This is a genomic window from Pseudomonas sp. FW305-25 (assembly GCF_017351415.1).
In the GTDB taxonomy this organism is placed as follows: domain Bacteria; phylum Pseudomonadota; class Gammaproteobacteria; order Pseudomonadales; family Pseudomonadaceae; genus Aquipseudomonas; species Aquipseudomonas chlororaphis.
In genome coordinates this window covers 1-24575 of the sequence record NZ_JACNDE010000060.1, presented here as the reverse complement: position 1 = coordinate 24575, position 24575 = coordinate 1, and the positions used below count along the sequence as shown (strand labels likewise).

Sequence of the window (24575 nt, the reverse complement as noted above, 5' to 3'; positions counted from 1 at the left end):
TCCGCCTGGCCCTGGCCGCGAACACCGCTGAAACCTCAATCCTCGGCAACCTGAAAGCCACCGTCCCGACAGCCGTGGGCCGTGACGCCCTGTTCAGCGTCCGCCCCGGCGTCAGCGCCGAAGAAGCCTTGGTGCATGTGTCGCTGCTACTGGATTGCGCGGTACAGGTCAGCGACGAGATCAGCGAACGCGCCAGCGGTGTGGAGCGCGGGCTGATCTGGTCGATAATCCACTCGGTGGAGATGGCCAATGCCGTAGTGAGTGCGTTGCTCGACGCCAACCGGCCGGCCGAGGCTGGCGCGGGGCGTTAAAAATCGGCGAACACTGGAACGGGGCGAAGCTCATTCGCCCCGTGCTCCATGAATTCCCGCCAGGCGCTGGACAGGGCCACCCACTCCGACATTGGCTGCGCGGCCTGGCCATCAATCAAGACGCCCCATGCACCCGCGCCGTCATGTCCAGTCCCAGTGCACGCATCACCGCCAGCAGGGTCTTCAGGGTCGGGTTGCCTTTTTCGCTGAATGAGCGATACAGCTGCTCGCGGGACAGCCCGGTTTCATGGGCCAGCTCAGTCATGCCCTTGGCCCGCGCCACCACACCCAGGGCTTTGGCGATATAGCCGGCATCGCCGGTTTCGAAGGCGTCCGCCATGAACAGGGCGATGGCTTGCGGGTCGCGCAAGGCCGTGGCGGGGTCATAGTCGAATAGCGGTTCGTTCATGATCGGCTCCAACGACGGGCCAGGTATTTGGCCAGTTCGATATCGCGGCTCTGGCGACTCTTGTCGCCGCCGCACAACAGGATGACGAGTTGCAAGCCGCGCTGCTGGAAGTAAACCCGGTAGCCCGGCCCGTAATGGATGCGCAACTCACTGACGCCTTCGCCCACCGGGGACACGTCCCCGGCAAGACCGTTGGCCAGGCGAAAAATCCGCGCAGCAATCAACGCTCTGGCTCTGGAATCCTTGAGCCTGTTTTCCCACTCCATAAAGGTCGCGGTCTGTTTGATCCCGATCATCCCGCGACTGTAGTTTGAAGACTACAGCATTTGAAAGCGTATTTGTATTGCAAAGCGCTGCCAACGCACAGGCAGATAGCGATCCGGGCCACAGCGTGTTGAAATCGAGCACTCGGCCATAAACCTGATGTCTCAACGGCTCAATGTCTTAACTCCTGTAAGGACGTCCCCATGAGAAAGCTGTTCCCCCTGCTGCTCCTCGCCGCGGCTTTCCATCAACCCCTCGCGCTCGCTGACTGCGCCAGCTCGCCCAAGCCAGTGGCCGAGGCCTTCTACAACTGGTACCTGCAGAGTTTCAGCAACGAAAAAGACCCGATCACCGATGACCTGCCGCACCTGCAGCAGTACGTCACGCAAACGCTGATCGAACGGATCAAGAAACAGATGAGCAGCCCCGAGGGCCTGGAAGAGGACTACTTCCTCAAGACCCAGGACTACATGGATGAGTGGCTGACCCAGATCAAGGTCAGCGAACCGCAGGTGCAAGGCACCTCGGCGCGTGAGTCGGTGACCCTGGGCAACACGCCGGACACCACGCAGATCGTCGACCTGCTGCTGGTCAAGGACAAAGGCTGCTGGAAGATCAACGAGGTGCTGGCCACCACGGATCAGAGTGAGTGATCCGCGGCGGCCGGCCAGGCAGGATCAGATATCGAGAATGATCTTGCCGAAGTGCTGGTTGCTTTCCTGGTAGCGGAAGGCATCGACCATCGCGTCCAGGGCGAAGTGCTTGTCGAGGATCGGATGCATGCCGTTGGCGTCGATCGCGCGGACCATGTCCTGCTGCTGCCGGCGGCTGCCCACCAGCACGCCTTGCAGACGCAGTTGCTTGACCAGCGCGGTGACGATCGGGAACTCACCGGCAACCCCGGTCAGGATGCCGATCACCGAGATATGGCCACCGACCCGCGCGGCGATCATCGACTGCTCCAGGGTGGAGGGGCCGCCCACTTCGATCACATGGTCGACGCCACGGCCGGCGGTGAGCTTCTGTACGGTCTCGCCCCAGGTCGGGTCCTGGCGGTAGTTGATCAGGTGATCGGCGCCGAGGGCTTTCAAGCGTTCCAGCTTGGCATCGCTGGACGAAGTGGCGATCACGGTAGCGCCGAGCATCTTGGCGAATTGCAGGGCGAAGATCGACACACCGCCGGTGCCTTGCACCAGCACGGTATCGCCGGCAGTTACGCGGCCGTCGTCCACCAGCGCGCGCCAGGCGGTAAGGCCGGCGGTGGTAAGGGTCGCCGCTTCGGCGTGGCTCCAGCCCTTGGGCGCACGGGTGAAGGCGGTGGCGCGGGCGGTAACGACTTCCCGGGCGTAACCATCCAGGCCATCGCCCGGCACCGTGGCGAAACCTATGACATTCGGCCGGCCGTCCAGCCATTCGGGGAAGAAGGTGCTGACCACCGAGTCGCCGATGGCGAATTCACTGACACCCTCGCCCACCGCTACCACTTCACCGGCGCCATCGGCCATCGGGATGCGCGACTCAGTCGGGCCCCACATGCCGCTGACCACCGCGAAATCGTGGTAGTTGAGGGAGCTGGCGCGCAAGCGCACGGTGATTTCGCCCGCTTGTGGCGCCGCGGCCGGAGCCTCGCCGACCACTACTTTGTCGTAGCCACCACCGGGTTGTACGTAGATTGCTTTCATGAACAGATCCTCCTGGGTTGCCTTTTCATTTCGAAAAATAACGAAATGTTCAAGTAAAAAAACTCAGAGTTCGCGCTTCAGTTGCTCGGCAAAAGCAGCAATGGCCGCTTCGTTACGGCGAAAGTAAGTCCATTTGCCGATACGCGTGGCCTCGACCAGCCCGGCCTGCTGCAGGATCGTCAGATGGCTGGACGTGCTGGACGCCGAAAGCGCGGCCTTGTGCTGCAGGTGAGTCATGCAGATGCCGATTTCTTTCGGCGCGTCATGCCCCTGGGGCGGGAAGTTGCCTTCCGGGTCCTTCAGCCATTCGAGCATCTGCATACGGATGTCGCTGGCCAGGGCTTTGATTTGGTCGATGAGCATGGCGAGGATATTACGGACTTTTACGAAATGTTCAAGATCCGAGCAATATCCCCGCCCGTCCACCTATTACTTGCTCTCGACGATCGGCCCCGGCGCTTTCACCTGGGTCATCAGGTCATCGTCCCACTGCCCTTCCACCTTGATCTGGGCCAGGGCCCCCAGTTCCATGGCCTCGATCAGGTTGTGGCTGAGGTACACGTAGGTACCCGGCTGCTTGAAGGTGTACAGCGCCGCGACCGCGGAGCCGCCGGGGATAAACCAGGTTTCCATGTTGCGTTGCGGCGGGTTGGCGAATTTGCCAGTGGTCCAGACCCAGTCGCCATGGCCGCCAATCAGGTGTGGACGGCTGTCGCGGTTGGCCTGGGAATGGATGAACAGCACGCTTTCACCGACCTTGGAGGTCAGCGCGTTGGCACCGGTCAGGGCGCCGACACGGCCGTTGAACACCACGTGGCTCGGAGTCAGGGTGCGCATGACCGCGCGAGTGTCCTGGTAGCTGGACGCCAGGTCCGGGTAGTCCTTGTAGTGGCCGTCCTTGTCCTTGGGGATATACAGGTCGGATTCGCCTATGGTGTAGACGCGGTCGTAATGCAGGGGCTTGCCCTGAGGATCGCGCAGGCCGTCACGGGGCAGCACCATCAGTGCGCCGTTCATGCCCGACACCACATGCCACGGCACCATGCCTTGCGGCGCGCAGTGATAGACAAAGGTGCCGCTGCGGTCGGCCTTGAAACGCAGCACCACTTCCTGCCCCGGCACCACCTGGGTCAGGCCCGCCCCGCCCAGGGCGCCGGTGGCCGCGTGAAAGTCGACGTTATGGGGCATGCTGTTGGTCGGCGGATTGACCAGTGTCAGCTCCACATAGTCACCCTCATGCACCACCAGCGTCGGGCCGGGCATGGACCCGTTGAAGGTCATGGCCTGGAGCGTGGTGCCCTGGTCGTCGATGACCATTTTTTTCTCTTCGATACTCATGCGGAACTGCACCACCTTGGGCGGCCCGTTGACCACTTGCTCATGAGGATGAACCAGCGGCGGTGCGACCAGCTCGACCTGCACCCGCTGCAAACCCTCTGCCCCACCGGCCAGGACCAGGCTGCTGGCACAGCTGCCAAGCAGCACACAGGCTCCCAATACACTTCGAAAAACACTCATTGCAGCTTCTCCTTGCCAATCAACGATGGGGCATTGCAAGGCAAGCGCGCGCAACTTTCCTTGTCGTAAAGCAAGAAATGGCGACAGAAGGTCGACCCGCGCAACCGGCCCCTGACCCAGGGCAGAAAATCGCCCTGCCGAGCCGTTCGGCAACCCCCTCTCATTTGCCCCAAAACCCCATGTCTGCTAGTGTCGCGCCGGTTTAACGTCAACCGGGATAGCCGCCATGGCCCGCAAAAAAGCTGCCTTAGATTTCGAACAATCCCTCGCCGACCTGCAAACGCTGGTCGAGCGTCTGGAGAACGGCGAGCTGTCGCTGGAAGACTCGTTGACCGCCTTCGAGCAAGGCATCGGCCTGACCCGCGATTGCCAGGCGGCGCTGGCCCAGGCCGAGCAGAAGGTGCAGATCCTGCTGGAGCGCGATGGCGAACTGGCCGAAGAACCCTTCGACGCGGAACAACCAGAATGATCGCGGCCTATCAGGCCAGCAGCCAGGCCCGGGTCAATGCTGCACTGGAAACCCTGTTCCACGCGCCAAGCCCGGAGCTGGCCCGTCTTTACCAGGCCATGCGCTACAGCGTGATGAACGGCGGCAAGCGCGTGCGCCCGCTGCTGGCCTACGCCGCCTGCGAAGCCCTCGGTGCCCGGCCGGAGCAGGCCAACGGCGCGGCCTGCGCGGTGGAGCTGATCCACGCCTATTCCCTGGTGCACGACGATCTGCCAGCCATGGACGACGACGACCTGCGTCGCGGCCAGCCAACTACCCACAAAGCCTTCGATGAAGCCTGCGCGATTCTCGCCGGCGACGGTTTGCAGAGCCTGGCCTTCAGCGCCCTGCTCGACCCGCGCCTGAGCGATTCGAGTGCCGAGATCCGCCTGCGGATGGTCAGCGCCCTGGCGCTGGCCGCGGGCCCGGCGGGCATGGTCGGCGGCCAGGCCATCGACCTCGGTTCCGTGGGTCTCAAGCTCGACCAGAAAGCCCTGGAGTACATGCACCGGCACAAGACCGGCGCGCTGATCGAGGCCAGCGTCAAGCTCGGCGCCCTGGCCAGCGGCCGGGCCGAAAAAGACGAGCTCAAGTCCCTGCAGACCTATGCCCAGGCCATCGGCCTGGCGTTCCAGGTGCAGGACGATATTCTCGACGTGGAAAGCGATACCGCGACCCTCGGAAAACGCCAGGGTGCCGACATCGCCCGGGACAAACCGACCTACCCGGCCCTGCTCGGCCTGGAAGCGGCCAAGGCCTATGCCCTGGAACTGCGCGATCAGGCCCTGCACGCACTGCGACCCTTTGACGCGGGCGCCGAGCCCCTGCGGGAACTGGCGCGTTATATCGTCGAACGACGCAGTTGATCGACCCCGGCGCGGCAGACCGCATATCGGCCAAGTTCCGCGCTCTGCGTGGGCAGCTTGCGATGCATAAGGTAAACTGCCGCCTCTTTTATACCTATAACGATTCGCCTGATGCCCACGACGTTTCATGAGATTCCCCGCAAGCGCCCGACCACGCCCCTGCTCGACCGTGCCAACACGCCGGACGGCCTGCGCCGGTTAGGCGAAGCCGAGCTGGAAACCCTGGCCGATGAGTTGCGCCTGGAATTGCTCTATACGGTCGGCCAGACCGGTGGGCATTTCGGTGCCGGCCTGGGCGTCATCGAGCTGACCATCGCGCTGCATTACGTCTTCGACACGCCGGACGACCGCCTGGTGTGGGACGTGGGTCATCAGGCTTATCCGCACAAGATCCTCACCGGTCGCCGCGAGCGCATGGCCAGCCTGCGCCAGAAGGACGGCCTGGCCGCCTTTCCGCGGCGCTCCGAGAGCGAGTACGACACCTTTGGCGTCGGCCACTCCAGTACCTCGATCAGCGCGGCGCTGGGCATGGCCATTGCCGCCCGCCTGCAGAACAGCGAACGCAAGGCCATCGCGGTGATCGGCGACGGCGCCCTGACCGCGGGCATGGCCTTCGAGGCGCTGAACCACGCGCCGGAAGTGGACGCCAACATGCTGGTGATCCTCAACGACAACGACATGTCGATCTCGCGCAACGTCGGCGGCCTGTCCAACTACCTGGCCAAGATTCTTTCCAGCCGCACCTACGCCAGCATGCGCGAAGGCAGCAAGAAGGTGCTGTCGCGCCTGCCCGGCGCCTGGGAAATCGCCCGCCGCACCGAAGAATACGCAAAAGGCATGCTGGTTCCCGGCACCCTGTTCGAAGAGCTGGGCTGGAACTACATCGGCCCGATCGACGGCCACGACCTGCCGACCCTGATCGCCACCCTGCGCAACATGCGCGACCTCAAGGGTCCGCAGTTCCTGCACGTGGTGACCAAGAAGGGCAAGGGTTTTGCCCCAGCGGAAGTCGACCCGATCGGCTACCACGCCATCACCAAGCTCGACCCCCTGGACAGCCCCGCCGCCGCGCCGAAAAAGGCCGGTGGGCCGAAGTACTCCGGAGTATTCGGCGAATGGCTGTGCGACATGGCCGCCGCTGACCCGCGCCTGGTGGGCATTACCCCGGCGATGAAGGAAGGCTCGGACCTGGTGGCCTTCAGCGAGCGCTTCCCGCTGCGCTATTTCGACGTGGCGATTGCCGAGCAGCACGCAGTGACCCTGGCGGCCGGCATGGCCTGCGAAGGCGCCAAGCCGGTGGTGGCGATCTATTCGACCTTCCTGCAGCGCGGTTACGACCAGCTGGTGCATGACGTAGCGGTGCAGAACCTCGACGTGCTGTTCGCCATCGACCGTGCCGGCCTGGTGGGCGAAGACGGCCCGACCCACGCCGGCAGCTTCGACCTGTCGTTCCTGCGCTGCATCCCCGGCATGCTGGTGATGACCCCGAGCGACGAGAACGAGCTGCGCAAGATGCTCAGCACCGGCCACCTGTACAACGGCCCGGCCGCCGTGCGTTATCCACGCGGTACCGGCCCGAACGCCACCATCGAAAAGGACCTGCAGCCGATCGAGATCGGCAAGGGCGTGGTCCGTCGCCAGGGCAGCAAGGTCGCCCTGCTGGTGTTCGGCGTGCAACTGGCCGAGGCGCTGAAAGTCGCCGACAAGCTGGATGCCACTGTGGTCGACATGCGTTTCGTCAAGCCGCTGGATGAAGCCCTGGTATGCGAAATCGCCGCCAGCCACGAACTGCTGGTGACTATCGAAGAGAACGCCATCATGGGCGGCGCCGGTGGCGCGGTCGGCGAGTTCCTGGCGCGCGAGGCGATCCTCAAGCCGATCCTGCACCTGGGCCTGCCGGACCTCTACGTCGAACACGCCAAGCCGGCGCAGATGCTGGCCGAATGCGGCCTGGACGAAGCCGGTATCGAAGCCGCCGTACGGGCACGCCTGCAACGGCTCGGCCTGTAACCTGTAGCCGCTGCCGAAGGCTGCGATCGCCCCCGAAAGGGGGCGTTGCTTTTGAGGTCGCACGGTTTTTCCTTGCATGCTCCATTCGCTATAGATTGCCGATGAAACCCTCGCACCTCACCCTGACCCTTTGCCTGCTGCCCACCGGCCAACTGCTGGCCGACAATCTCGACCGCGAACAGGCCCTCAAGCTGCCCGACACGCTGATCAGCGCCAACCGCCAGGTAGAGGCCCGCAACGACAGCAGCGCCGCCAACACCGTGTTCACCCGCGACGACATCGACCGCCTGCAACCCTCCAGCGTCACCGACCTGCTGCAACGGGTGCCTGGCGTGCAAGTGGCGCAGAGTGGCGGCCGGGGCAGCGTGCCTGGGATCTATATCCGCGGCACTTCGTCGGCGCAGACCCTGGTGCTGGTGGACGGCCAGCGCATCGGCAGTTCGAGCTCCGGCGACAGCAATCTGCAACATCTGAATATCCAGCAGATCGAGCGGGTGGAAGTACTGCGCGGTTCACGCTCGGTGATCTACGGCAGCGACGCCATCGGCGGGGTGATCCAGATCTTCACCCGGCGCAGCGCCGAGCAGGGCCTGCAACCCCGCCTGCACCTGGGGGTCGGCAGCCACCAGAGCTGGGAGCGCAGCATCGGCCTGTCCGGCGGCGACCAGCAGACTCGCTTCAGCCTGGGCGCCAGCCTCGACGACACGGCCGGGAGCAATCGCACCCATGAGTCCTATGCCAGCGATCGCGATAATGACGCCTACCGCAACCAGTCCCTCAGCCTGAGCCTGAGCCACGCCTTCAACGACGACTGGGAAGCGGGCCTGAACCTGCTGGATAACCGCGGCAAAAGCGAGTTCGACAACCCCTTCGGGCGTTCGTATTTCAATGGCAGCGCCTTCGAGAGCCTCCCCCAGAAGCCCTACAGCGAATTCGCGGTCAGCAGCTTCAGCAGCTATGTCGACGGGCGTATCAACGACGTCTGGAAGTCGCGCCTGGAACTGGGCCACAGCGAAAACCGCGAGAAGACCTTCGACAAGCTCAGCGACGAACGCACGGTGTTCAACACCTACCGCGACTCGGTCAACTGGCAGAACGACCTGACCCTCGACGAACGCAACAGCCTGATCGTCGGCGGCGACTGGTACCAAGACCGGGTCAACAGCAGTACCGCCTTCGCCGAAGACAGCCGCTGGAACCGCGCGGCCTTTGTCCAGCATCGCTTCAAGACCGACAGTTTCTCCACCGAACTGGGCCTGCGTCGCGACCAGAACCAGCAGTTCGGCGGCCAGAACAGCTGGAGCGGCACCCTCACCCTGCCGTTTAATGCAGATAACGATGTCCTGCTGACCTACAGCGAAGGCTTCCGCGCCCCGACCTTCAACGACCTGTACTACCCCGACTTCAGCAACCCCGACCTCAAGCCCGAGACCTCGAAAAGCTACGAGCTGCAATGGCGCAGCCAGCTGAACGAAACCACTCGCCTGGAAACCTCGCTGTACCGCACCGACCTGGAAGACGCGATTATCTTCGGCAGCAATTCGCGCCCACAGAACGTCGCCTCGGCACGTATCAATGGCTTCGAGGCGACGCTGCAGCAGGAGTTGTTCGGCTGGCAGAGCAATCTGGGGCTGGCGATCATCGATCCCCGCGACCGCGGCACCGGCCACACCCTCGCCCGCCGTGCCCGGCGCACCTTGAGCCTGGACCTGGATCGGCAGTTCGACCGCCTGGGCCTCGGCGCCAGCTGGCAGGCGGTGAGCAGCAGCTATGACGACCTGGCCAACCAGCAACGCCTCGGCGGCTATGCCCTGCTGGGCTTGCGCAGCAGCTGGGCGCTGAATCGCGAAGTCCGGCTGGAACTGAAGGTCGACAATCTGCTCGACAAGTCCTACAGCCGGGTGCTGTACAGCCATGACGGCGCGCAGTACGGGTATCGGGAACAAGGCCGGGCCTGGATGTTCGGGGTGACCTGGACGCCGGAGCTTTAGTCAGGTCGGGCCTGTAAGAACGCTATCGCGGGCAAGCCTCGCTCCTACACAGGGATTGCACATCTTTCTGTAGGAGCGAGGCTTGCCCGCGATGCGCTAGCCGCAGCTACTCAGATTCAAGCAACTCACAGAGCTTGGCCGTCGCGGCGATCATCTGCCCGCTCGGCCGCTCCAGGCCTTTATCGCTGATCAGCAACAACCTGCCTTGCGCCACCGCCTTCAATTGCGGCCAGGCTTTCCAGGCGTCAAGTTGCGCCTGGGTGCTGGCCAGAATCACTTCAGGGTTGCGCTGCAACACCGACTCGACGCTGACCTGGGGCGCCGGCAGCGGCAGGTCGGCAAATACATTGCGCGCGCCGCACACACTCAAGGCATCGCTGATGATTTGCCCGCCGCCCACGGTGTACAACGGCTGGTCCCAGACCTGATAAAACACCGCCATCGGTGCACTGCGGGCATAACGCTGACGCAGGCCGGCCAGTTGCTGCCGCAACTCATTGGCACGCTCCAGGCCGCGTTGTGGGCGCCCTAGCCGGGCGGCGATAGTTGCAATTTGAGTGGTGAGCTGGTCGAGGCTGTGGGGTTCGGCCACCAGGGTCGGGATGCCCAGGCGGCTGAGCTGTTCGCGCTGGACCGGGCCGACGCTGCCGGGCCAGAGCAGGAGCAGATCCGGCCTGAGGCTAAGCAGCCGCTCCATGTCCAGCTGGCCATAACGGCCCACCGACGGCAGGTTGTGCAATTGGGGAGGACGCTCGCCGGCGTCGAGCACACCGACCAGCAGGTCGGCGGAATCCAGTTCGACGACGATTTCCGATAGCGAAGGCGCGAGGCTGACCACGCGCTCCACGGCCAGCGCCGGGCCTGCGAGGGCCAGCAGCAGGACTGCCAGCCAGCGGCGCATCAACCGAGCTGACGCGGGATGCGGTAGAGGTAGAACAGCACCGCGGTGGACAGCGCCAGGAGGATCAGCGGCACCGCTTCCAGGCCTACGAATACCGCCAGGGCACCGACCCAGGCCGGCAGCGCCGCCGCCAGAAACGCCGCGCGACGGCGGGCCGCCAACTCGATCCAGGCCGCTGGCTCTTCGGGGGTATCGAGGGCTTTATGGGTGGCGATCAAGGCCCGTTTGTAGCCGCCGAAAAAACGCAGGCTGACAAACATCGAGGCCACGCCAGCAATGAAAAACGGCATCGCCAGAATCGGCAGCAGCGGCTCGCCCTGGCCAAACACCAGGTTGATCACGAACAACGGCAGCAGCGCCAGCGCCAGGTATTGCCACCAACTGACGGCCAGGCGCCGCCGGACCTGACCGCGGGTCACGCCCGGTCTACCTCGCCCTGGTGCTCGTTGCCCATCATGTGGTCGAGCTTGCTGGCCTTGGTGGCCAGGTAGAGTTTGTTGTGCGGGTTGTGGCCGGTATGCAGCGGCACGCGCTCGGCAACGACTATGCCCATCTCGGTCAGGGCCTTGACCTTGCGCGGGTTGTTGGTCATCAGCCGCAGGGATTTCACCCCCAGGTGCTCGAGCATCGGCAGGCACATGGCGTAGTCACGCTGGTCGGCGGCAAAGCCCAGGCGTTCGTTGGCTTCCACGGTGTCGGCGCCGCCATCCTGCAACTCATAGGCGCGGATCTTGTTGAGCAGGCCGATGCCGCGGCCTTCCTGACGCAGGTACAGGAGCACGCCACGGCCTTCGCGGGCGATCGCCTGCAGGGCGGCTTCCAGTTGCGAACCGCAGTCGCAGCGCTGGCTGAACAGGGCATCGCCGGTCAGGCATTCGGAGTGCAACCGGCCGAGCACCGGAGCGCCATCGGCAATATCACCCAGGCTGAGCACGACGTGCTCGCGGCCGGTGGCTTCATCGAGAAAACCGTGCATGGTGAATTGCGCAAAAGGGGTAGGCAGCTTGGAAGCGGCAACAAAAACGACGGGCACCGTTGTGCTCCTGATCTGTATGGGACTGGAGATTCGCAGAGGCGGCATTGTAACAGCAGCTTCCGACAGACGCTTAGGCTGAATTATCGGACATAAAGATCGAGAAGTTAGATCAACGGTCTTCAGGCGGACGCCCGGTATCGAACGGATAGGGCTGCTGCCAGCGCTGGAAAATCGGGCGCAAACGGCCATTTTTCACCAACTCGGCCATCCGCCGATCGAACAGGGCGCACAGCACCCGCCCACGTTCATTGTTGGCAAAACCCAGGAACAGTGGCAGTTCGGCCAAATGGCTGCGCCGGAACTGCGAGCGGTCCCCGGCCTGGGACAGGACAACATCGACCTCGGTCAGGGCATCGATATAGAAGTCGGCGCGGCCTTGCTGGAGCATCGGCAGGATACCGACACGCCGGCGGATTTCATTGAAACGCTGAATATTGGGCAAGTAGTCCTGGTAGCGATAGCCGCGTACCCAGACCAGGCGATAGTTGCCGAGCGTGGCCAGGGTCGGCGGCGGGTTCGTCGCCAGGCCCAGGCTGTAGATATGGTCGGTGTCGTAATTCCAGCGCGGATACAGGGCGCCATCGGTTTCGTCCCGATAGGAGCCGACCAGGGCGTCGACTTCACGCCGCTGCACCAGCCCGACCGAGCGGGTGTACGGCACGCTGCGCATGTCGAGCTTTACGCCCTGGGTCTCGAAGACCTCGCGCAGGATATCCCAGGCCATGCCCTGGCCATCGGCCTGGGTGTAGCTGTCCCACTCCTCGCTGGCCACCCGGATTTCGCCGGGAAGCGCCGCCGGCTCGGCGGCCCGGACCAGGCTGGCGGTCAAGACACAGAGCATTACCAGCAGAATGCGAACGGCCGGCATGGCTGATTCCTCAGGTAAAGCACCACACCAGCCCCTGCATCGCCAACCAGGCGAAGACACCGGCCAGCACGTCGTCGAGCATGATCCCGATACCGCCGTGCACATGCCGGTCGATCCAGCGAATCGGCCAGGGCTTGAGAATGTCGAAGAAGCGGAACATCAGGAAACCCGCCAGCAACCACTGCCAGCCTTCCGGCACCAGCCACAGGGTGATCCACATGCCGACCATTTCGTCCCAGACGATGCCTTCGTGGTCATGCACCCGCAGGTCGTCGGCCACCTTGCCGCACAGCCAGAAGCCGAACAGCATGGTGATGCCGAGCATCAGCCAGTAACCCCAGTCCGGCAGCATCTGCCACAGCGGGATGAACGGTAGCGCCACCAGCGAGCCCCAGGTACCCGGAGCCTTGGGCAAGGTGCCCGAACCGAAGCCGAAGGCCAGAAAATGCCAGGGATTACGCCAGACGGAGGGCGGCACGAACTCTGCCGGAACCTGTTTGGGATGATCTGTCACGGTGTCTCCCGAAAATGTTGATAGCCCCGAGTGCTCGGGGTGATGTCCCGCCCCTCGGCATCCAGCAGCACCACGCCCTGCCCGGCCACAACCCGGCCCAGCACATGCACCGGCCAGCCGGCGGCGAGCAGCGGCGCCAGCTCGGCTTCGGGCAAGGTGAAGACCAGCACGTAATCGTCACCGCCGCTGAGTGCCGCCGAGCGGGCGCCATTCTCACCGAGAAAGCTCAACAACGCCCGGGACATCGGCAGTTTTTCACTTTCGATCAGCAAGCCGACAGCTGAAGCGGCAGCAATGTGCCCGCAGTCGGCCAGCAGGCCATCGGAGATATCCATGGCCGCGGTAGCCTTGCCGCGCAGCGCCTGGCCCAGGGCCAGTTGCGGTTGCGGCGACCAGTAATGGGCCAGCAAAGGCTCGGCGACCGCCGGCTCGGCGCTGCGTTGTCCGAGCACCAGGGGCAAGGCCCCGGCGCCATTGCCCAGTTCGCCGCCGACACACAGCAGGTCGCCCGGACGGGCACCGCTGCGGGTCAGGGCCTGGCCGGCGGGCACGCGACCGAACACGGTCATGGTCAGGGTCAACGGGCCGCGGGTGGTATCGCCGCCTACCAGGCGCACGCCGCAGCTCTGCGCCATGGCGCTCAGGCCGTTGGCATAGGCTTGCAGCCAATCGGCGTCAACCGTCGGCAGAGTCAGGGCAAGGGTGAAGGCGACAGGCGCGGCGCCCATGGCCGCCAGGTCGCTGACCGCCACCGCCAGCGAGCGCTGGCCGAGCAGGAAAGGGTCGCAGGGATCTGCGAAATGCACACCGGCCACCAGGGTGTCGGTGGAAATCGCCAACTGTTCGCCAGGGGGAACAGCCAGCAAGGCGCAGTCGTCGCCAATCCCCAGTGCAACGCCCTCGCCGCCCTGCGCACAAGGCGCGGCAGCAAAGAAGTTACGGATCAGCTCAAACTCGCCCATGGCAGCTGCAAGCGCGGATCAGCGCTTGAATGCCTTCACTTCAGCTTCACGCAGACGCGGGGCCAGCTTGTCGAGTACGCCGTTGACGAACTTGTGGCCGTCGGTGGAACCGAAGACCTTGGCCAGTTCGATACCTTCGTTGATCACAACGCGGTACGGCACGTCGACGCGCTTGAGCAGTTCCCAGGTGGACAGGCGCAAAACCGCCAGTTCGACCGGGTCCAGCTCTTCGATGGTGAGGTCCAGGCAAGGGGTGAGAGCGTTGTCGATCTCATTCTTGTTGGCCGGAACGCCGTGCAGGATCTCACGGAAGTAGGCACCGTCGATGTCGGTGAAATCGTTGTCGACCCGGAACTGCGCTTCGATCTCGTTCAGCGAGTGCTTGGCCATGTGCCATTGGTACAGCGCCTGGGTCGCGAGCTGACGGGCTTCGCGACGCTTGGCGCTCTTGGATGGCTTGCCAGCGTCCGCAGGTTTCGGATCGCGCGGGTTGAAACGATCGCTATCGTCGCTAATCACTTGGCCTCCAACTGCGCCAGCAGGCTGACCATTTCCAGAGCGGACAAGGCAGCTTCAGCACCTTTGTTGCCGGCCTTGGTGCCGGAACGTTCGATGGCTTGCTCGATCGAGTCGACGGTCAGCACGCCAAAGGCGACCGGTACGCCGAACTCCATGGACACCTGGGCCAGACCCTTGGTGCACTCGCCCGCCACGTATTCGAAGTGCGGAGTGCCGCCACGAATGACCGCGCCCAGGGCGATGATCGCCGCGAACTCGCCCTTCTGCGCGACTTTCTGCGCCACCAGCGGAATCTCGAAGGCGCCAGGGGCACGAATCACGGTGATGTCGCTTTCGCTCACGCCGTGACGGACCAGGGCGTCAACGGCACCGCTGACCAGGCTTTCGACGACGAAGCTGTTGAAACGGCCGACCACCAGGGCATAGCGGCCTTTGGGGGCGATGAAGGTACCTTCGATGGTCTTCAGGGTCATTCGACAAATCTCTTAAAGAGCCGGAGCGCGTTCACTACGCGCTCACTAGTGATATTTGAACCGCGAATTTCAAGCCCGCAACAACCGGCTTTTATTCGGAGGGCACGTATTCTACAACTTCCAGGTCGAAACCGGATATCGCATTAAATTTCATCGGCGCGCTCATCAGGCGCATTTTGCGTACGCCCAGGTCGCGCAGAATCTGCGAACCGGCACCGACGATGCTGTAGGTGGTCGGTTTTTTCGCAGGCACGTGCTCGGCCGTTTCGCGGATATGCGCCAGCAGCACGTCGCCGTCCAGGGGGTGGCCCAGCAACAGCACCACGCCGCTGCCGGCCTCGGCCACCGTGGCCATGGCGGCCCGCAGGCTCCAGCGGCCAGGCTGTTTGACCATCAGCAGGTCGCGCAGCGGGTCCATGTTGTGCACGCGAACCAGAGTCGGCTCTTCGGCGCAGATGTTGCCCAGGGTCAGCGCCATGTGCACGTCGCCTTCCACCGAATCACGGTAGGTCACCAGGTTGAACTGGCCCAATTCGCTGTCCAGCGGCTGCTCGGCAATCCGCTGAACGGTACGTTCGTGGATCATCCGGTAGTGAATCAGGTCGGCGATGGTGCCGATCTTGATGTCGTGTTCGGCGGCGAAGGCTTCCAGCTCGGCGCGACGGGACATGGTGCCGTCGTCGTTCATCACTTCGCAGATCACCCCGCTCGGCTCGAAACCGGCCATGCGCGCCAGGTCGCAGGCAGCTTCGGTGTGGCCGGCGCGGGCCAGGGTGCCGCCCGGCTGGGCCATCAGCGGGAAGATGTGGCCCGGGCTGACGATGTCTTCGGCCTTGGCGTCCTTGGCGGCGGCAGCCTGCACCGTGCGTGCGCGGTCGGCGGCGGAGATACCGGTGGTCACGCCGGTAGTGGCCTCGATGGAAACGGTGAACTTGGTACCGAACCCGGAACCGTTGCGCGGCGCCATCAAAGGCAGCTTGAGCAGCTCGCAACGCTCGCGGCTCATCGGCATGCAGATCAGGCCACGGGCATGCTTGGCCATGAAGTTGATGTGTTCGGCCTTGCAGCACTCGGCGGCCATGATCAGGTCGCCTTCGTTCTCGCGGTCTTCGTCATCCATGAGGATGACCATCTTGCCTTGGCGGATGTCTTCAACCAGTTCTTCGATGCTGTTGAGCGCCACGCGGCACCCCCCTTCTTTCAAAATTTGAGGTTCAGGATTTGAGGTAGCCGTTAGCGGCCAGAAAACTTTCGGTGATGCCACCGCTCGAAGGCTCCGCGGCCTTGTCGCCCAGCAGCAGGCGCTCCAGGTAACGCGCCAGCAGGTCGACTTCGAGGTTGACCTGCCGACCCGGCCGGTAGTCGGCCATGATGGTTTCGGCCAGCGTGTGCGGGACGATGGTCAGCTCGAACTCGGCGCCATTGACCGCGTTGACCGTCAGGCTGGTGCCGTCGACGGTGATCGAGCCCTTGTGGGCGATGTACTTGGCCAGGTCCTTGGGCGCGCGGATACGGAACTGGATGGCGCGGGCATTTTCCTCCCGGGCCACCACTTCGCCGACGCCGTCGACATGGCCGCTGACCAGGTGACCGCCCAGGCGGGTGGTCGGGGTCAGGGCCTTTTCCAGGTTGACCCGGCTGCCGGCCTTCAACTGATGGAAAGCGGTGCAGTCCAGGGTCTCGCGGCTGACGTCGGCCCAGAAGCCGTCGCCCGGCAGTTCCACCGCGGTCAGGCAGACGCCGTTCACCGCGATGCTGTCGCCCAGCTTCACGTCGCCCAGGTCGAGCTTGCCGGTTTCCACATACACCCGCACATCGCCGCCCTTGGGGGTCAATGCACGGATGCTGCCGATGGATTCGATGATGCCTGTAAACATGGAGTCCTCCTCGAGAACAGGGTCGCCGCGTGGCGAAGGCCCGAAATTATACGCTCGCTGCTGGCAGAGGAATGGCAATGACTCGCCAGTCATCGCCTACGGCGCGCATTTCAATGATTTTCAGCAGCGGCGCCTCGCTCATCTGCGCCAGCGGCCAGTCGAGCAGCGGCCGGGCCGTAGAGCCGAGGAACTTGCCGGCGACAAAGATCTGGTACTCATCCACCAGGCCTTGCTGGGCGAACGCCCCCGCCAGGCGCGGGCCGGCTTCCACCAGCACCTCGTTGACGCCGCGGGCAGCCAGCTCGCCCAACAGCCGACGCAGGTCCACCTGGCCATCGGCGCCCGGCACGATCAGGCATTCCGGACCATTGGCGTACTGTTCTTCCACCGCCGCGCAGGTGGCGACCAGCGCCGGCCCCGCCTTGAAGAACGGCGCATCGAGCGGCACCCGCAGGCGGCCGTCGATCAACACGCGCAAGGGTGGACGGCTCATGGCCAGGGCGGTCTGTTCCGCATCCAGCCCTAGTTCCTCGGCACGTACCGTCAGCCGGGCATTGTCCGCCAGCACCGTGTCGGCACCGGTCAACACCACGCTGGCCTGGGCCCGCAGACGCTGCACCGCGGAACGCGCGGCGGGGCCGGTGATCCACTGGCTTTCGCCACTGGCCATGGCGGTGCGCCCGTCCAGGCTCATGGCCAGCTTGACCCGCACGAACGGCAGGCCGTGCTCCATGCGCTTGAGGAAACCCTGGTTGAGGGCGCGGGCTTGCTGCTCCATCACCCCGCTGTCGGTAGCGATGCCGGCCTGGGCCAGGCGCTGCAGGCCACGGCCGGCGACTTCCGGGTTGGGGTCCTGCATCGCCGCCACGACCCGTGCCACGCCGGCATCCACCAGGGCATCGGCGCACGGCGGCGTACGGCCGTGATGGCTGCAGGGCTCGAGGGTCACGTAAGCGGTGGCGCCGCGGGCGTTGGCACCGGCGGCACGCAGGGCGTGGACTTCGGCATGGGGCTCGCCGGCCCGCACATGCCAGCCTTCGCCGACGACCTGGCCGTCGCGCACGATCACGCAACCGACCCGGGGGTTGGGATGAGTGCTGAAGCGACCTTTTGCGGCCAGCTCCAGGGCGCGCGCCATATAGTGGGCGTCGAGCACCGCCTGTTCGCTGGAGGTGTTCATTCTTTACCCGGCTCGCGGGCGAGACGGTCGATCTCTTCGCGGAATTCGTTGAGATCCTGGAACCGTCGGTAGACCGAGGCGAAGCGGATATAGGCCACTTCATCGAGCTTTTGCAGCTCGGCCATCACCAGTTCGCCGACGACCAGGGACTTGACCTCGCGCTCGCCGGTGGCGCGCAGCTTGTGCTTGATATGCACCAGCGCGGCTTCCAGGCGCTCGACGCTGACCGGACGCTTTTCCAGGGCACGCTGCATGCCAGCGCGGAGTTTTTCTTCGTCGAAGGGCTGGCGGCTACCGTCAGTCTTGATCAGGCGCGGCAACACCAGTTCGGCGGTTTCGAAAGTGGTGAAACGCTCACCGCAGGCCAGGCATTCACGCCGGCGGCGCACCTGTTCGCCTTCGGCGACCAGACGCGAGTCGATGACCTTGGTGTCGTTGGCACCGCAGAAGGGACAGTGCATGGTGGCAGGCAACAAAAAAAGGGAGGGCCATGGTAGCGCATCCCACTGGCAAGACAAGCCATAGCCTTTACGGTATACAGACCGACTATTATGTTTTGCACATGGAATTTCGCCTTGTTGGAGCTTCGCATGCCACTACGACCGCTCGTTTTGCTCAGCCTTTTCAGCCTGCTGGTCGCTTGCAGCAGCGACGCCCCGAAACCGGCCGCCTCCACCGTGCCACCCCAGCAGAGTGTGAAAAAGGCCCAGGAATCCACTGACCTCGGCCCCCTGCCGGCCTATCAGCGTGAACTGAGCGGCACCCTGCAGGGCGTACCAAGCGGTGCCGAGGTGGAACTGGCGCTGCTGGTGATCGACGAGCGCGGCCGGCCGCAACGTTTGCTGGCCAGCAGCAACCTGATCGGCAACAACAAGGTCCTGCCGTTTCGCCTGCGCTTCAATCCCGATGTCTTCCCGGTAGGCGCCCGCGTTGAACTGCGCGGCCGCGCCAGCCAGTCCGGCCAGTTGATCCTGCACCTGCCGGCGCAACTCATCACCCAGCCGACTACCCAGGCCGTGGGCCAGCTGCAATTCGTCAAAGCACCATGACCCCACCGCTCGACCTGCAACGCGCCCTGAGCGAACTGCTGGGCGACGCCCAACTGGTGGCCTGCGAACTGCCGGACACCGAGCTGAAGCTGTGGTTGATCGATGCCGACAACATGGACCGCGCCTTCACCCCGGAAGAAACCCGGCGAATTCTCCACGAACCGCCGTACTGGAGTTTCTGCTGGGCCAGCGGCCTGGCCCTGGCGCGCTATCTGGCCGAGCGTCCGCAGTGGGTGCAAGGCAAGCGGGTCCTGGATTTCGGCGCCGGCTCCGGCGTGGCCGGTATCGCGGCGCTGAAAGCCGGCGCGCTGGAAGTGGTGGCCTGCGACCTCGACCCCCTGGCCATCGCCGCCTGCAAGGCGAATGCGGCGCTCAACGGGGTTGAACTGGGTTACTCCACGGACTTTTTCGCGCAAGCGGATCGCTTCGACCTGATCCTGGTAGCCGACGTGCTCTACGACCGCGCCAACCTGCCGCTGCTGGATGAATTCCTTAGCCGCGGACGCCAGGCACTGGTGGCGGACTCCCGGGTCAAGGACTTCCAACATCCGCTATACCAACGCCTGGAAATGCTCCACGCCCTGACCCTGCCGGATCTGGCCGAGCCCTGGGAGTTCCGCGAAGTGAGCCTGTATCACGCGCAGCGCGATTGATGAAGGACAAATCACCTTGTGCTCTATCGAGCAACGTCCAGCAGCATCTGCAGGAGCGAGGCTTGCCCGCGAAACAATCTACCGGCCACCCGATACCCCGCTTTCAGCCGCCCCCCGCCAAGCCTTATAGTTGGCCCATTCACGTTCTTCGAGATCCCCCATGAGTCAGGACACGCCGTACATTTTCGACGCCAGCACCGCCGACTTCGACCAGTCGGTGATCGAGAACTCGTTCCACAAGCCGGTGCTGGTGGATTTCTGGGCCGAATGGTGCGCGCCCTGCAAGGCGCTGATGCCGATGCTGCAACAGATCGCCGAGAGCTATCAGGGCGAACTGCTGCTGGCCAAGGTCAACTGCGATATCGAGCAGGACATCGTTGCCCGCTTCGGCATTCGCAGCCTGCCGACCGTGGTGCTGTTCAAGGACGGTCAGCCGGTGGACGGTTTTGCCGGGGCGCAACCGGAATCCGCGGTGCGCGCCATGCTCGAACCCCATGTGCAGATGCCGCCGCCCAAGGCCGCCGACCCGCTGGAGCTGGCTGAAGCGCTGTTCGCCGAAGGGCGCATCGCCGATGCCGAAGCCACGCTCAAAGTGCTGCTGGGCGAAGACAACAGCAACGCCAAGGCCTTGATCCTCTACGCCCGCTGCCTGGCCGAACGCGGTGAACTGGGCGAAGCCCAGACCGTACTCGACGCGGTCACCGGCGATGAACACAAGGCGGCGCTGGCCGGGGCCAAGGCGCAGATCACCTTCCTCAAGCAGGCTGCCGACCTGCCGGACAGCGCCGAGCTGAAAAGCCGCCTGGCGCAGGACCCGCAGGATGACGAGGCGATGTATCAGCTGGCCATCCAGCAACTGGCGCGCCAGCAGTACGACGCGGCGCTGGATGCCCTGCTCAAGTTGTTCATCCGCAACCGCAGCTACAACGAAGGCCTGTCGCACAAGACCTTGCTGCAAGTGTTCGAGCTGCTGGGCAACGACCACCCGCTGGTGACCACCTACCGTCGCAAGCTGTTCGCCGCGCTGTACTGATTCATAGCTGATAGCCGCGCCGGTTTATCGCAAGCCGGCGCAGCCCTCGCCTACTCGATCCAGCTGTAGAGCGGCGTATCGCCGCCGCTCACCACCTTGACCTGTGCGCTATGGCGCAAACGCACCAACAGCCGCTTGCCCGCCACGGCGCTGCCGGTCAGGCCTTCTAGTTGCTCCAAAAGATCCGGGCCGCTCAATTGCCCGGCCTTGCGCAGCAGGTCCTGGGTGATCTGCCACAACGCATCATCCTGGCTCGCCGGCTTGGCCACGGGCGCGCCGCTTTCGGCTTTGGCCGCCTGCAACGGCGTCCCCAGCCGGGCACTCAACTGATCCCAGTCGGCCTCGTCCAGTTCCAGGGTCAAATCCACCGGCCATTCGCCGATGCTTCCACGAATACGCACCATCGCTCTGCTCCCGAAAATTTCTGACGAGCATGCTCCCATGCGTCTTGCGCAACGCCAAGCAGGCGGTCAAACTCTCGCCACTTCCGTTATAAGATTACATAACATTATTTTCATGTTCGCTCCCGGAGACTTGCCATGCGTCGTCTGCTGCTCGCCCTGCCGTTCGCCCTGTTGCCCCTGGCCATCGCTCACGCGGCCGAAAAACACGACCACGACCATGAACACGGCAGCCTCGGCGCTCACGAGCATGGCGTGGCCCGCCTGAACGCGGCACTGGACGGCCAGACCCTGGAGCTGGAACTGGAAAGCCCGGCGATGAACCTGGTGGGCTTCGAGCACGCCGCCAGCACCGACGCGGACAAGGCCAAGGTCGCCGCCGTGCGCGCCCAGCTGGAAAAACCGCTGGCGCTGTTCAGCCTGCCGCCCGCCGCCGGTTGCGTGGTGGCGCAACAGGAACTGGAAAGCCCGCTGTTCGGCGACAAGCCCGAAGATCATGACGACGCGAAGAGTGCCGGCGGCCACGAGCATCACCACGAGCACAGCGAGATCCATGCGCACTACCAGTTCACCTGTGCCACGCCGGGCGCGCTGAAGAACCTGGACCTGGCCGGCGTGTTCAAGACCTTCCCCGCCACTCAGAAAATTCAGGTACAACTCATCTCGCCAAGTGGCCAGCAAGGCGTGGAAGCGACCTCCAAGGCCGCCAGCCTGAAGTTCTGATCACGTCCCCTGTAGGAGCGAGCTTGCTCGCGATGGCGATGTCATAGCCGACAGATGATGCCAACCGGATGACCGTTATCGCGAGCAAGCTCGCTCCTACAAATATGAATCAACCGACGAACCATCGCCCATGACCCAAGCACTGATCCAACTGTCCGACCTGGGCTTCAGCTGGCCCGGCCATCCGCAGTTGCTGGATATCCCGGCCTTTCGCCTGGAAGCGGGTGAAACGCTGTTCCTCAAGGGCCCCAGCGGCAGCGGCAAGACCACCCTGCTCGGCCTGCTCGGCGGCGTGCAGAAACCCGGCCGCGGCAGCATCCGCCTGCTGGGCCAGGAGCTGACCGAACTCTCCGCCGGCGCCCGCGACCGCTTCCGGGTCGATCACACCGGCTACATTTTCCAGCAGTTCAACCTGCTGCCGTTTCTCTCGGTACGCGAGAACGTCGAGTTGCCCTGCCACTTCTCCAAATTGCGCGCCAGCCGCGCCGTACAGCGCCACGGCAGTGTCGACCAGGCAGCCGCCACCCTGCTCGCCCACCTGGGGCTTAAAGACCCCGGCCTGCTCGGTCGCCGCGCCGACTCGCTGTCCATCGGCCAGCAACAACGGGTCGCCGCCGCCCGCGCGCTGATCGGCCAACCGGAACTGGTGATCGCCGACGAACCCACCTCGGCACTGGACTACGACGCCCGCGAAGCCTTTATCCGCCTGTTGTTCGCCGAATGCCGCGAGGCCGGGGCCAGCCTGCTGTTCGTCAGCCACGACCAGAGCCTGGCGCCGCTGTTCGATCGCAACCTGTCGCTGGCCGAACTCAATCGCGCCGCCACGCCCGCGGAGGTCTGAGATGTATCTGTTCCGTCTAGCCATGGCCAGCCTGGCTAACCGCCGCTTCACCGCGATCCTCACCGCCTTCGCCATCGCCCTGTCGGTCTGCCTGCTGCTGGCGGTGGAACGGGTGCGCACCGAAGCCCGCGCCAGCTTCGCCAGCACCATCAGCGGTACCGACCTGATCGTCGGCGCCCGCTCCGGTTCGGTGAACCTGCTGCTGTACTCGGTGTTCCGCATCGGCAACGCCACCAACAACATTCGCTGGGACAGCTTCGAACACTTCGCCAACAGCCCGAAAGTGAAATGGGCGATCCCGATTTCCCTCGGCGACTCCCATCGCGGCTACCGGGTGATGGGCACCACCGCGGCCTACTTCGAGCATTACCAGTACGGCCACCAGCAGAACCTGCAACTGGCCAGCGGCCGCGAGTTCGCCAGCGATCCGTTCGAAGTGGTGCTGGGCGCCGAAGTCGCCGAGGCCCTGCATTACAAGCTCGGCGACAAGCTGGTGCTGGCCCACGGCGTGGCGGCCATCAGCCTGGTCAAGCATGACGACAAACCCTTCACCGTGGTCGGCATCCTCAAGCGCACCGGCACCCCGGTGGACCGCACGCTGCACATCAGCCTCGGTGGCATGGAGGCGATCCATATCGACTGGCACAACGGCGTGCCGGCCCAGGGCAGCGGCCGCATCAGCGCCGACCAGGCGCGCAACATGGACCTGACGCCGCAAGCGATCACTGCCTTCATGCTCGGCCTGAACAGCAAGATCGCCACCTTCGCGGTGCAGCGCGAGATCAACGAATACCGCGGCGAACCAATGCTGGCGATCTTGCCCGGGGTCGCCCTGCAGGAGCTGTGGAGCCTGATGGGCACCGCGGAAAAGGCCTTGTTCGTGGTGTCGCTGTTCGTGGTGCTGACCGGCCTGATCGGCATGCTCACGGCGATCCTCACCAGCCTCAACGAGCGCCGCCGGGAGATGGCGATCCTGCGTTCGGTCGGCGCCCGGCCTTGGCATATCGCGACCTTGCTGGTGCTGGAAGCCTTCGCCCTGGCGCTGTCCGGTGTGCTCGCCGGGCTGGGCCTGCTGTACCTGGGCATCGCCCTGGCCCAGGGTTATGTGCAGTCGAGCTACGGCCTGTACCTGCCGCTGTCCTGGCCAAGCGAGTATGAGTGGACGCTGCTCGGCGGTATCCTGATCGCCGCCCTGCTGATGGGCAGCGTGCCCGCCTGGCGCGCCTACCGACAATCGCTGGCCGATGGCCTGTCCATCCGTTTATGAGGAACTTCTGGTTATGAGGAGCTCCGGCATGCCCCGTGCCCTGCTTGCGCTGTTGATGCTGGTCGCCCTGCCGCTATGGGCCGCCGAACCCCGTGACCTGGCCTGGTCAGAAATGATCCCGCCGGACGCGCCGGCGGAGGTGCCGAACATGCAGCCGCTGCACGACCTGTCGCAGATGAGCGACGCCCTGGCCGCCGAGTCCGCCCCGGCGGCCAAGCAGGACATGCCCAACGCTCCGGTGGTGCAGAGCCTGGACGGCCTGTCGGTGCGCCTGCCCGGCTACATCGTGCCGCTGGAAGTCAGCGAGGAAGGCCGCACCACGGAGTTTCTGCTGGTGCCATATTTCGGCGCCTGCATCCACGTGCCGCCACCACCGTCGAATCAGATCGTGCATGTGAAAAGCCAAGTCGGCGTGAAGCTCGACGAGCTGTATCAGCCGTACTGGATCGAGGGGCCGATGCAGGTCAAGGCGTCCACCAGCGACATCGCCGACGCGGGTTACCAGATGGAGGCAGAGAAAATTTACGTGTACGAATTGCAGGAGTGAAACCGCGTTTTTCGCAGTGCCATTCATGACCTCATCGCAAGCAAGCCTGCGCCCACAAAACAGCACAGTTCCCTGTAGCCGCACGTTTGCCCGCGATCAGTTGCACAGCGTACACAACACCCGCAGCTCCCCTGCCTCCACGCTGATCCGGTAATGAGATGGTCACCCCCACACCCTGCGAGGGCTACGCTTT

General features: G+C 64.4%; 31 protein-coding genes. 13 read left to right on the top strand and 18 right to left on the bottom strand.

Translation table 11 applies throughout. The features are described from left to right. Positions 1-311 (top strand): DUF6124 family protein (locus J4E58_RS30845; protein WP_259334424.1); only part of this gene is annotated, 311 nt, incomplete at its 5' end. Positions 312-426: 115 nt separating this feature from the next. Here the strand turns inward: J4E58_RS30845 and J4E58_RS30840 are convergent. Both J4E58_RS30840 and J4E58_RS30835 read right to left on the bottom strand, forming a co-directional pair. After that, positions 427-720 carry an addiction module antidote protein gene (locus J4E58_RS30840; RefSeq protein WP_009045810.1) on the bottom strand — a complete coding sequence of 98 codons (294 nt, stop codon included), beginning with the start codon at positions 718-720 and terminating at the stop codon, positions 427-429. Further along, the gene (locus tag J4E58_RS30835) at positions 717-1016 is read right to left on the bottom strand and encodes a type II toxin-antitoxin system RelE/ParE family toxin (RefSeq protein ID WP_087091876.1); all 300 of its coding nucleotides are present in this window, start codon (positions 1014-1016) and stop codon (positions 717-719) included. Before J4E58_RS30835 ends, J4E58_RS30840 begins: the two co-directional genes overlap by 4 nt. A gap of 171 nt (positions 1017-1187) precedes the next feature. On the opposite strand from J4E58_RS30835, the gene J4E58_RS30830 reads away from it, so the two are divergent. After that, positions 1188-1637 carry a DUF3828 domain-containing protein gene (locus tag J4E58_RS30830; protein ID WP_007924098.1) on the top strand — a complete coding sequence of 150 codons (450 nt, stop codon included), beginning with the start codon at positions 1188-1190 and terminating at the stop codon, positions 1635-1637. A 24-nt stretch (positions 1638-1661) separates the two neighbouring features. On the opposite strand, the gene J4E58_RS30825 is transcribed toward J4E58_RS30830, so the two are convergent. The 3 genes from J4E58_RS30825 to nirK form a co-directional block, all read right to left on the bottom strand. Then, entirely contained in the window at positions 1662-2666 is a 1005-nt protein-coding gene (locus tag J4E58_RS30825; protein WP_087091875.1) for an NAD(P)-dependent alcohol dehydrogenase, read from the bottom strand. A 63-nt stretch (positions 2667-2729) separates the two neighbouring features. Further along, positions 2730-3029, bottom strand: a complete 300-nt coding sequence (locus J4E58_RS30820; protein ID WP_087091874.1) for a helix-turn-helix transcriptional regulator — start codon at positions 3027-3029, stop codon at positions 2730-2732. A gap of 66 nt (positions 3030-3095) precedes the next feature. Next, entirely contained in the window at positions 3096-4184 is a 1089-nt protein-coding gene (gene nirK / locus J4E58_RS30815) for a copper-containing nitrite reductase (protein ID WP_087091873.1), read from the bottom strand. 226 nt (positions 4185-4410) lie between these two features. Between nirK and J4E58_RS30810 the strand changes: the two genes are divergently transcribed. From J4E58_RS30810 to J4E58_RS30795, 4 genes are all read left to right on the top strand, one after another. Then, a complete protein-coding gene (locus tag J4E58_RS30810) occupies positions 4411-4653 on the top strand; it encodes an exodeoxyribonuclease VII small subunit (RefSeq protein ID WP_007924102.1) in 243 nt (80 codons plus the stop codon). Further along, positions 4650-5537: a (2E,6E)-farnesyl diphosphate synthase gene (gene ispA, locus J4E58_RS30805; RefSeq protein ID WP_087091872.1), complete on the top strand. Its 888-nt coding sequence runs from the start codon at positions 4650-4652 to the stop codon at positions 5535-5537. Before J4E58_RS30810 ends, ispA begins: the two co-directional genes overlap by 4 nt. A gap of 111 nt (positions 5538-5648) precedes the next feature. Then, entirely contained in the window at positions 5649-7547 is a 1899-nt protein-coding gene (gene dxs, locus J4E58_RS30800) for a 1-deoxy-D-xylulose-5-phosphate synthase (RefSeq protein WP_007924104.1), read from the top strand. Between the two features lie 101 nt (positions 7548-7648). Further along, positions 7649-9538 (top strand): TonB-dependent receptor domain-containing protein, encoded by a 1890-nt coding sequence (locus tag J4E58_RS30795; RefSeq protein ID WP_087091871.1) that lies wholly within the window; start codon positions 7649-7651, stop codon positions 9536-9538. A 106-nt stretch (positions 9539-9644) separates the two neighbouring features. Here J4E58_RS30795 and J4E58_RS30790 read toward each other — a convergent pair whose 3' ends face one another. The 12 genes from J4E58_RS30790 to nrdR all read right to left on the bottom strand — a co-directional run bounded on the left by J4E58_RS30790 (position 9645) and on the right by nrdR (position 18329). Further along, positions 9645-10439, bottom strand: a complete 795-nt coding sequence (locus J4E58_RS30790) for a cobalamin-binding protein (RefSeq protein WP_087091870.1) — start codon at positions 10437-10439, stop codon at positions 9645-9647. Next, entirely contained in the window at positions 10439-10858 is a 420-nt protein-coding gene (locus tag J4E58_RS30785; RefSeq protein ID WP_009045819.1) for a hypothetical protein, read from the bottom strand. The genes J4E58_RS30790 and J4E58_RS30785 overlap by 1 nt, the downstream gene beginning before the upstream one ends. Further along, positions 10855-11472, bottom strand: coding sequence for a GTP cyclohydrolase II (ribA, locus tag J4E58_RS30780; protein WP_007924108.1), 618 nt, complete (start codon positions 11470-11472; stop codon positions 10855-10857). The genes J4E58_RS30785 and ribA overlap by 4 nt, the downstream gene beginning before the upstream one ends. Before the next feature lie 112 nt (positions 11473-11584). After that, positions 11585-12343, bottom strand: coding sequence for an ABC transporter substrate-binding protein (locus J4E58_RS30775; protein WP_087091869.1), 759 nt, complete (start codon positions 12341-12343; stop codon positions 11585-11587). A 10-nt stretch (positions 12344-12353) separates the two neighbouring features. Next, positions 12354-12857: a phosphatidylglycerophosphatase A gene (locus J4E58_RS30770; RefSeq protein ID WP_053262819.1), complete on the bottom strand. Its 504-nt coding sequence runs from the start codon at positions 12855-12857 to the stop codon at positions 12354-12356. After that, the gene (gene thiL / locus J4E58_RS30765; protein WP_087091868.1) at positions 12854-13819 is read right to left on the bottom strand and encodes a thiamine-phosphate kinase; all 966 of its coding nucleotides are present in this window, start codon (positions 13817-13819) and stop codon (positions 12854-12856) included. The genes J4E58_RS30770 and thiL overlap by 4 nt, the downstream gene beginning before the upstream one ends. 18 nt (positions 13820-13837) lie before the next feature. Next, on the bottom strand, positions 13838-14338 hold the full coding sequence (gene nusB, locus J4E58_RS30760) for a transcription antitermination factor NusB (protein WP_007924115.1): 501 nt from the start codon (positions 14336-14338) through the stop codon (positions 13838-13840). Further along, positions 14335-14811, bottom strand: coding sequence for a 6,7-dimethyl-8-ribityllumazine synthase (gene ribE / locus J4E58_RS30755; RefSeq protein ID WP_007924117.1), 477 nt, complete (start codon positions 14809-14811; stop codon positions 14335-14337). The genes nusB and ribE overlap by 4 nt, the downstream gene beginning before the upstream one ends. A 91-nt stretch (positions 14812-14902) precedes the next feature. Then, complete coding sequence (gene ribBA / locus J4E58_RS30750; RefSeq protein ID WP_053262821.1) at positions 14903-15994, bottom strand: bifunctional 3,4-dihydroxy-2-butanone-4-phosphate synthase/GTP cyclohydrolase II; 1092 nt, start codon at positions 15992-15994, stop codon at positions 14903-14905. 31 nt (positions 15995-16025) lie between these two features. Then, positions 16026-16688: a riboflavin synthase gene (locus J4E58_RS30745; RefSeq protein WP_007924128.1), complete on the bottom strand. Its 663-nt coding sequence runs from the start codon at positions 16686-16688 to the stop codon at positions 16026-16028. A gap of 46 nt (positions 16689-16734) precedes the next feature. Further along, entirely contained in the window at positions 16735-17868 is a 1134-nt protein-coding gene (gene ribD / locus J4E58_RS30740) for a bifunctional diaminohydroxyphosphoribosylaminopyrimidine deaminase/5-amino-6-(5-phosphoribosylamino)uracil reductase RibD (protein ID WP_087091867.1), read from the bottom strand. Beyond that, positions 17865-18329 (bottom strand): transcriptional regulator NrdR, encoded by a 465-nt coding sequence (gene nrdR / locus J4E58_RS30735; RefSeq protein ID WP_007924133.1) that lies wholly within the window; start codon positions 18327-18329, stop codon positions 17865-17867. The genes ribD and nrdR overlap by 4 nt, the downstream gene beginning before the upstream one ends. Positions 18330-18458: 129 nt before the next feature. On the opposite strand from nrdR, the gene J4E58_RS30730 reads away from it, so the two are divergent. The 3 genes from J4E58_RS30730 (at position 18459) to trxA (ending at position 20603) form a co-directional block, all read left to right on the top strand. Then, positions 18459-18917, top strand: a complete 459-nt coding sequence (locus J4E58_RS30730) for a hypothetical protein (RefSeq protein WP_087091866.1) — start codon at positions 18459-18461, stop codon at positions 18915-18917. Beyond that, entirely contained in the window at positions 18914-19570 is a 657-nt protein-coding gene (locus J4E58_RS30725) for a methyltransferase (RefSeq protein ID WP_087091865.1), read from the top strand. The genes J4E58_RS30730 and J4E58_RS30725 overlap by 4 nt, the downstream gene beginning before the upstream one ends. Positions 19571-19730: 160 nt before the next feature. Continuing rightward, positions 19731-20603 carry a thioredoxin gene (gene trxA, locus J4E58_RS30720; RefSeq protein WP_087091864.1) on the top strand — a complete coding sequence of 291 codons (873 nt, stop codon included), beginning with the start codon at positions 19731-19733 and terminating at the stop codon, positions 20601-20603. Positions 20604-20653: 50 nt separating this feature from the next. Here trxA and J4E58_RS30715 read toward each other — a convergent pair whose 3' ends face one another. Continuing rightward, complete coding sequence (locus J4E58_RS30715) at positions 20654-21007, bottom strand: hypothetical protein (protein WP_087091863.1); 354 nt, start codon at positions 21005-21007, stop codon at positions 20654-20656. Positions 21008-21142: 135 nt separating this feature from the next. On the opposite strand from J4E58_RS30715, the gene J4E58_RS30710 reads away from it, so the two are divergent. The 4 genes from J4E58_RS30710 to J4E58_RS30695 all read left to right on the top strand — a co-directional run bounded on the left by J4E58_RS30710 (position 21143) and on the right by J4E58_RS30695 (position 24382). Beyond that, entirely contained in the window at positions 21143-21727 is a 585-nt protein-coding gene (locus tag J4E58_RS30710) for a DUF2796 domain-containing protein (protein ID WP_087091862.1), read from the top strand. A gap of 130 nt (positions 21728-21857) precedes the next feature. Continuing rightward, a complete protein-coding gene (locus J4E58_RS30705; protein WP_087091861.1) occupies positions 21858-22568 on the top strand; it encodes an ABC transporter ATP-binding protein in 711 nt (236 codons plus the stop codon). 1 nt (position 22569) lies between these two features. Then, positions 22570-23835: an ABC transporter permease gene (locus J4E58_RS30700; protein ID WP_007924141.1), complete on the top strand. Its 1266-nt coding sequence runs from the start codon at positions 22570-22572 to the stop codon at positions 23833-23835. Positions 23836-23863: 28 nt separating this feature from the next. Further along, positions 23864-24382 carry a DUF3299 domain-containing protein gene (locus J4E58_RS30695; protein WP_087091860.1) on the top strand — a complete coding sequence of 173 codons (519 nt, stop codon included), beginning with the start codon at positions 23864-23866 and terminating at the stop codon, positions 24380-24382. Positions 24383-24575: the final 193 nt, after the last annotated feature.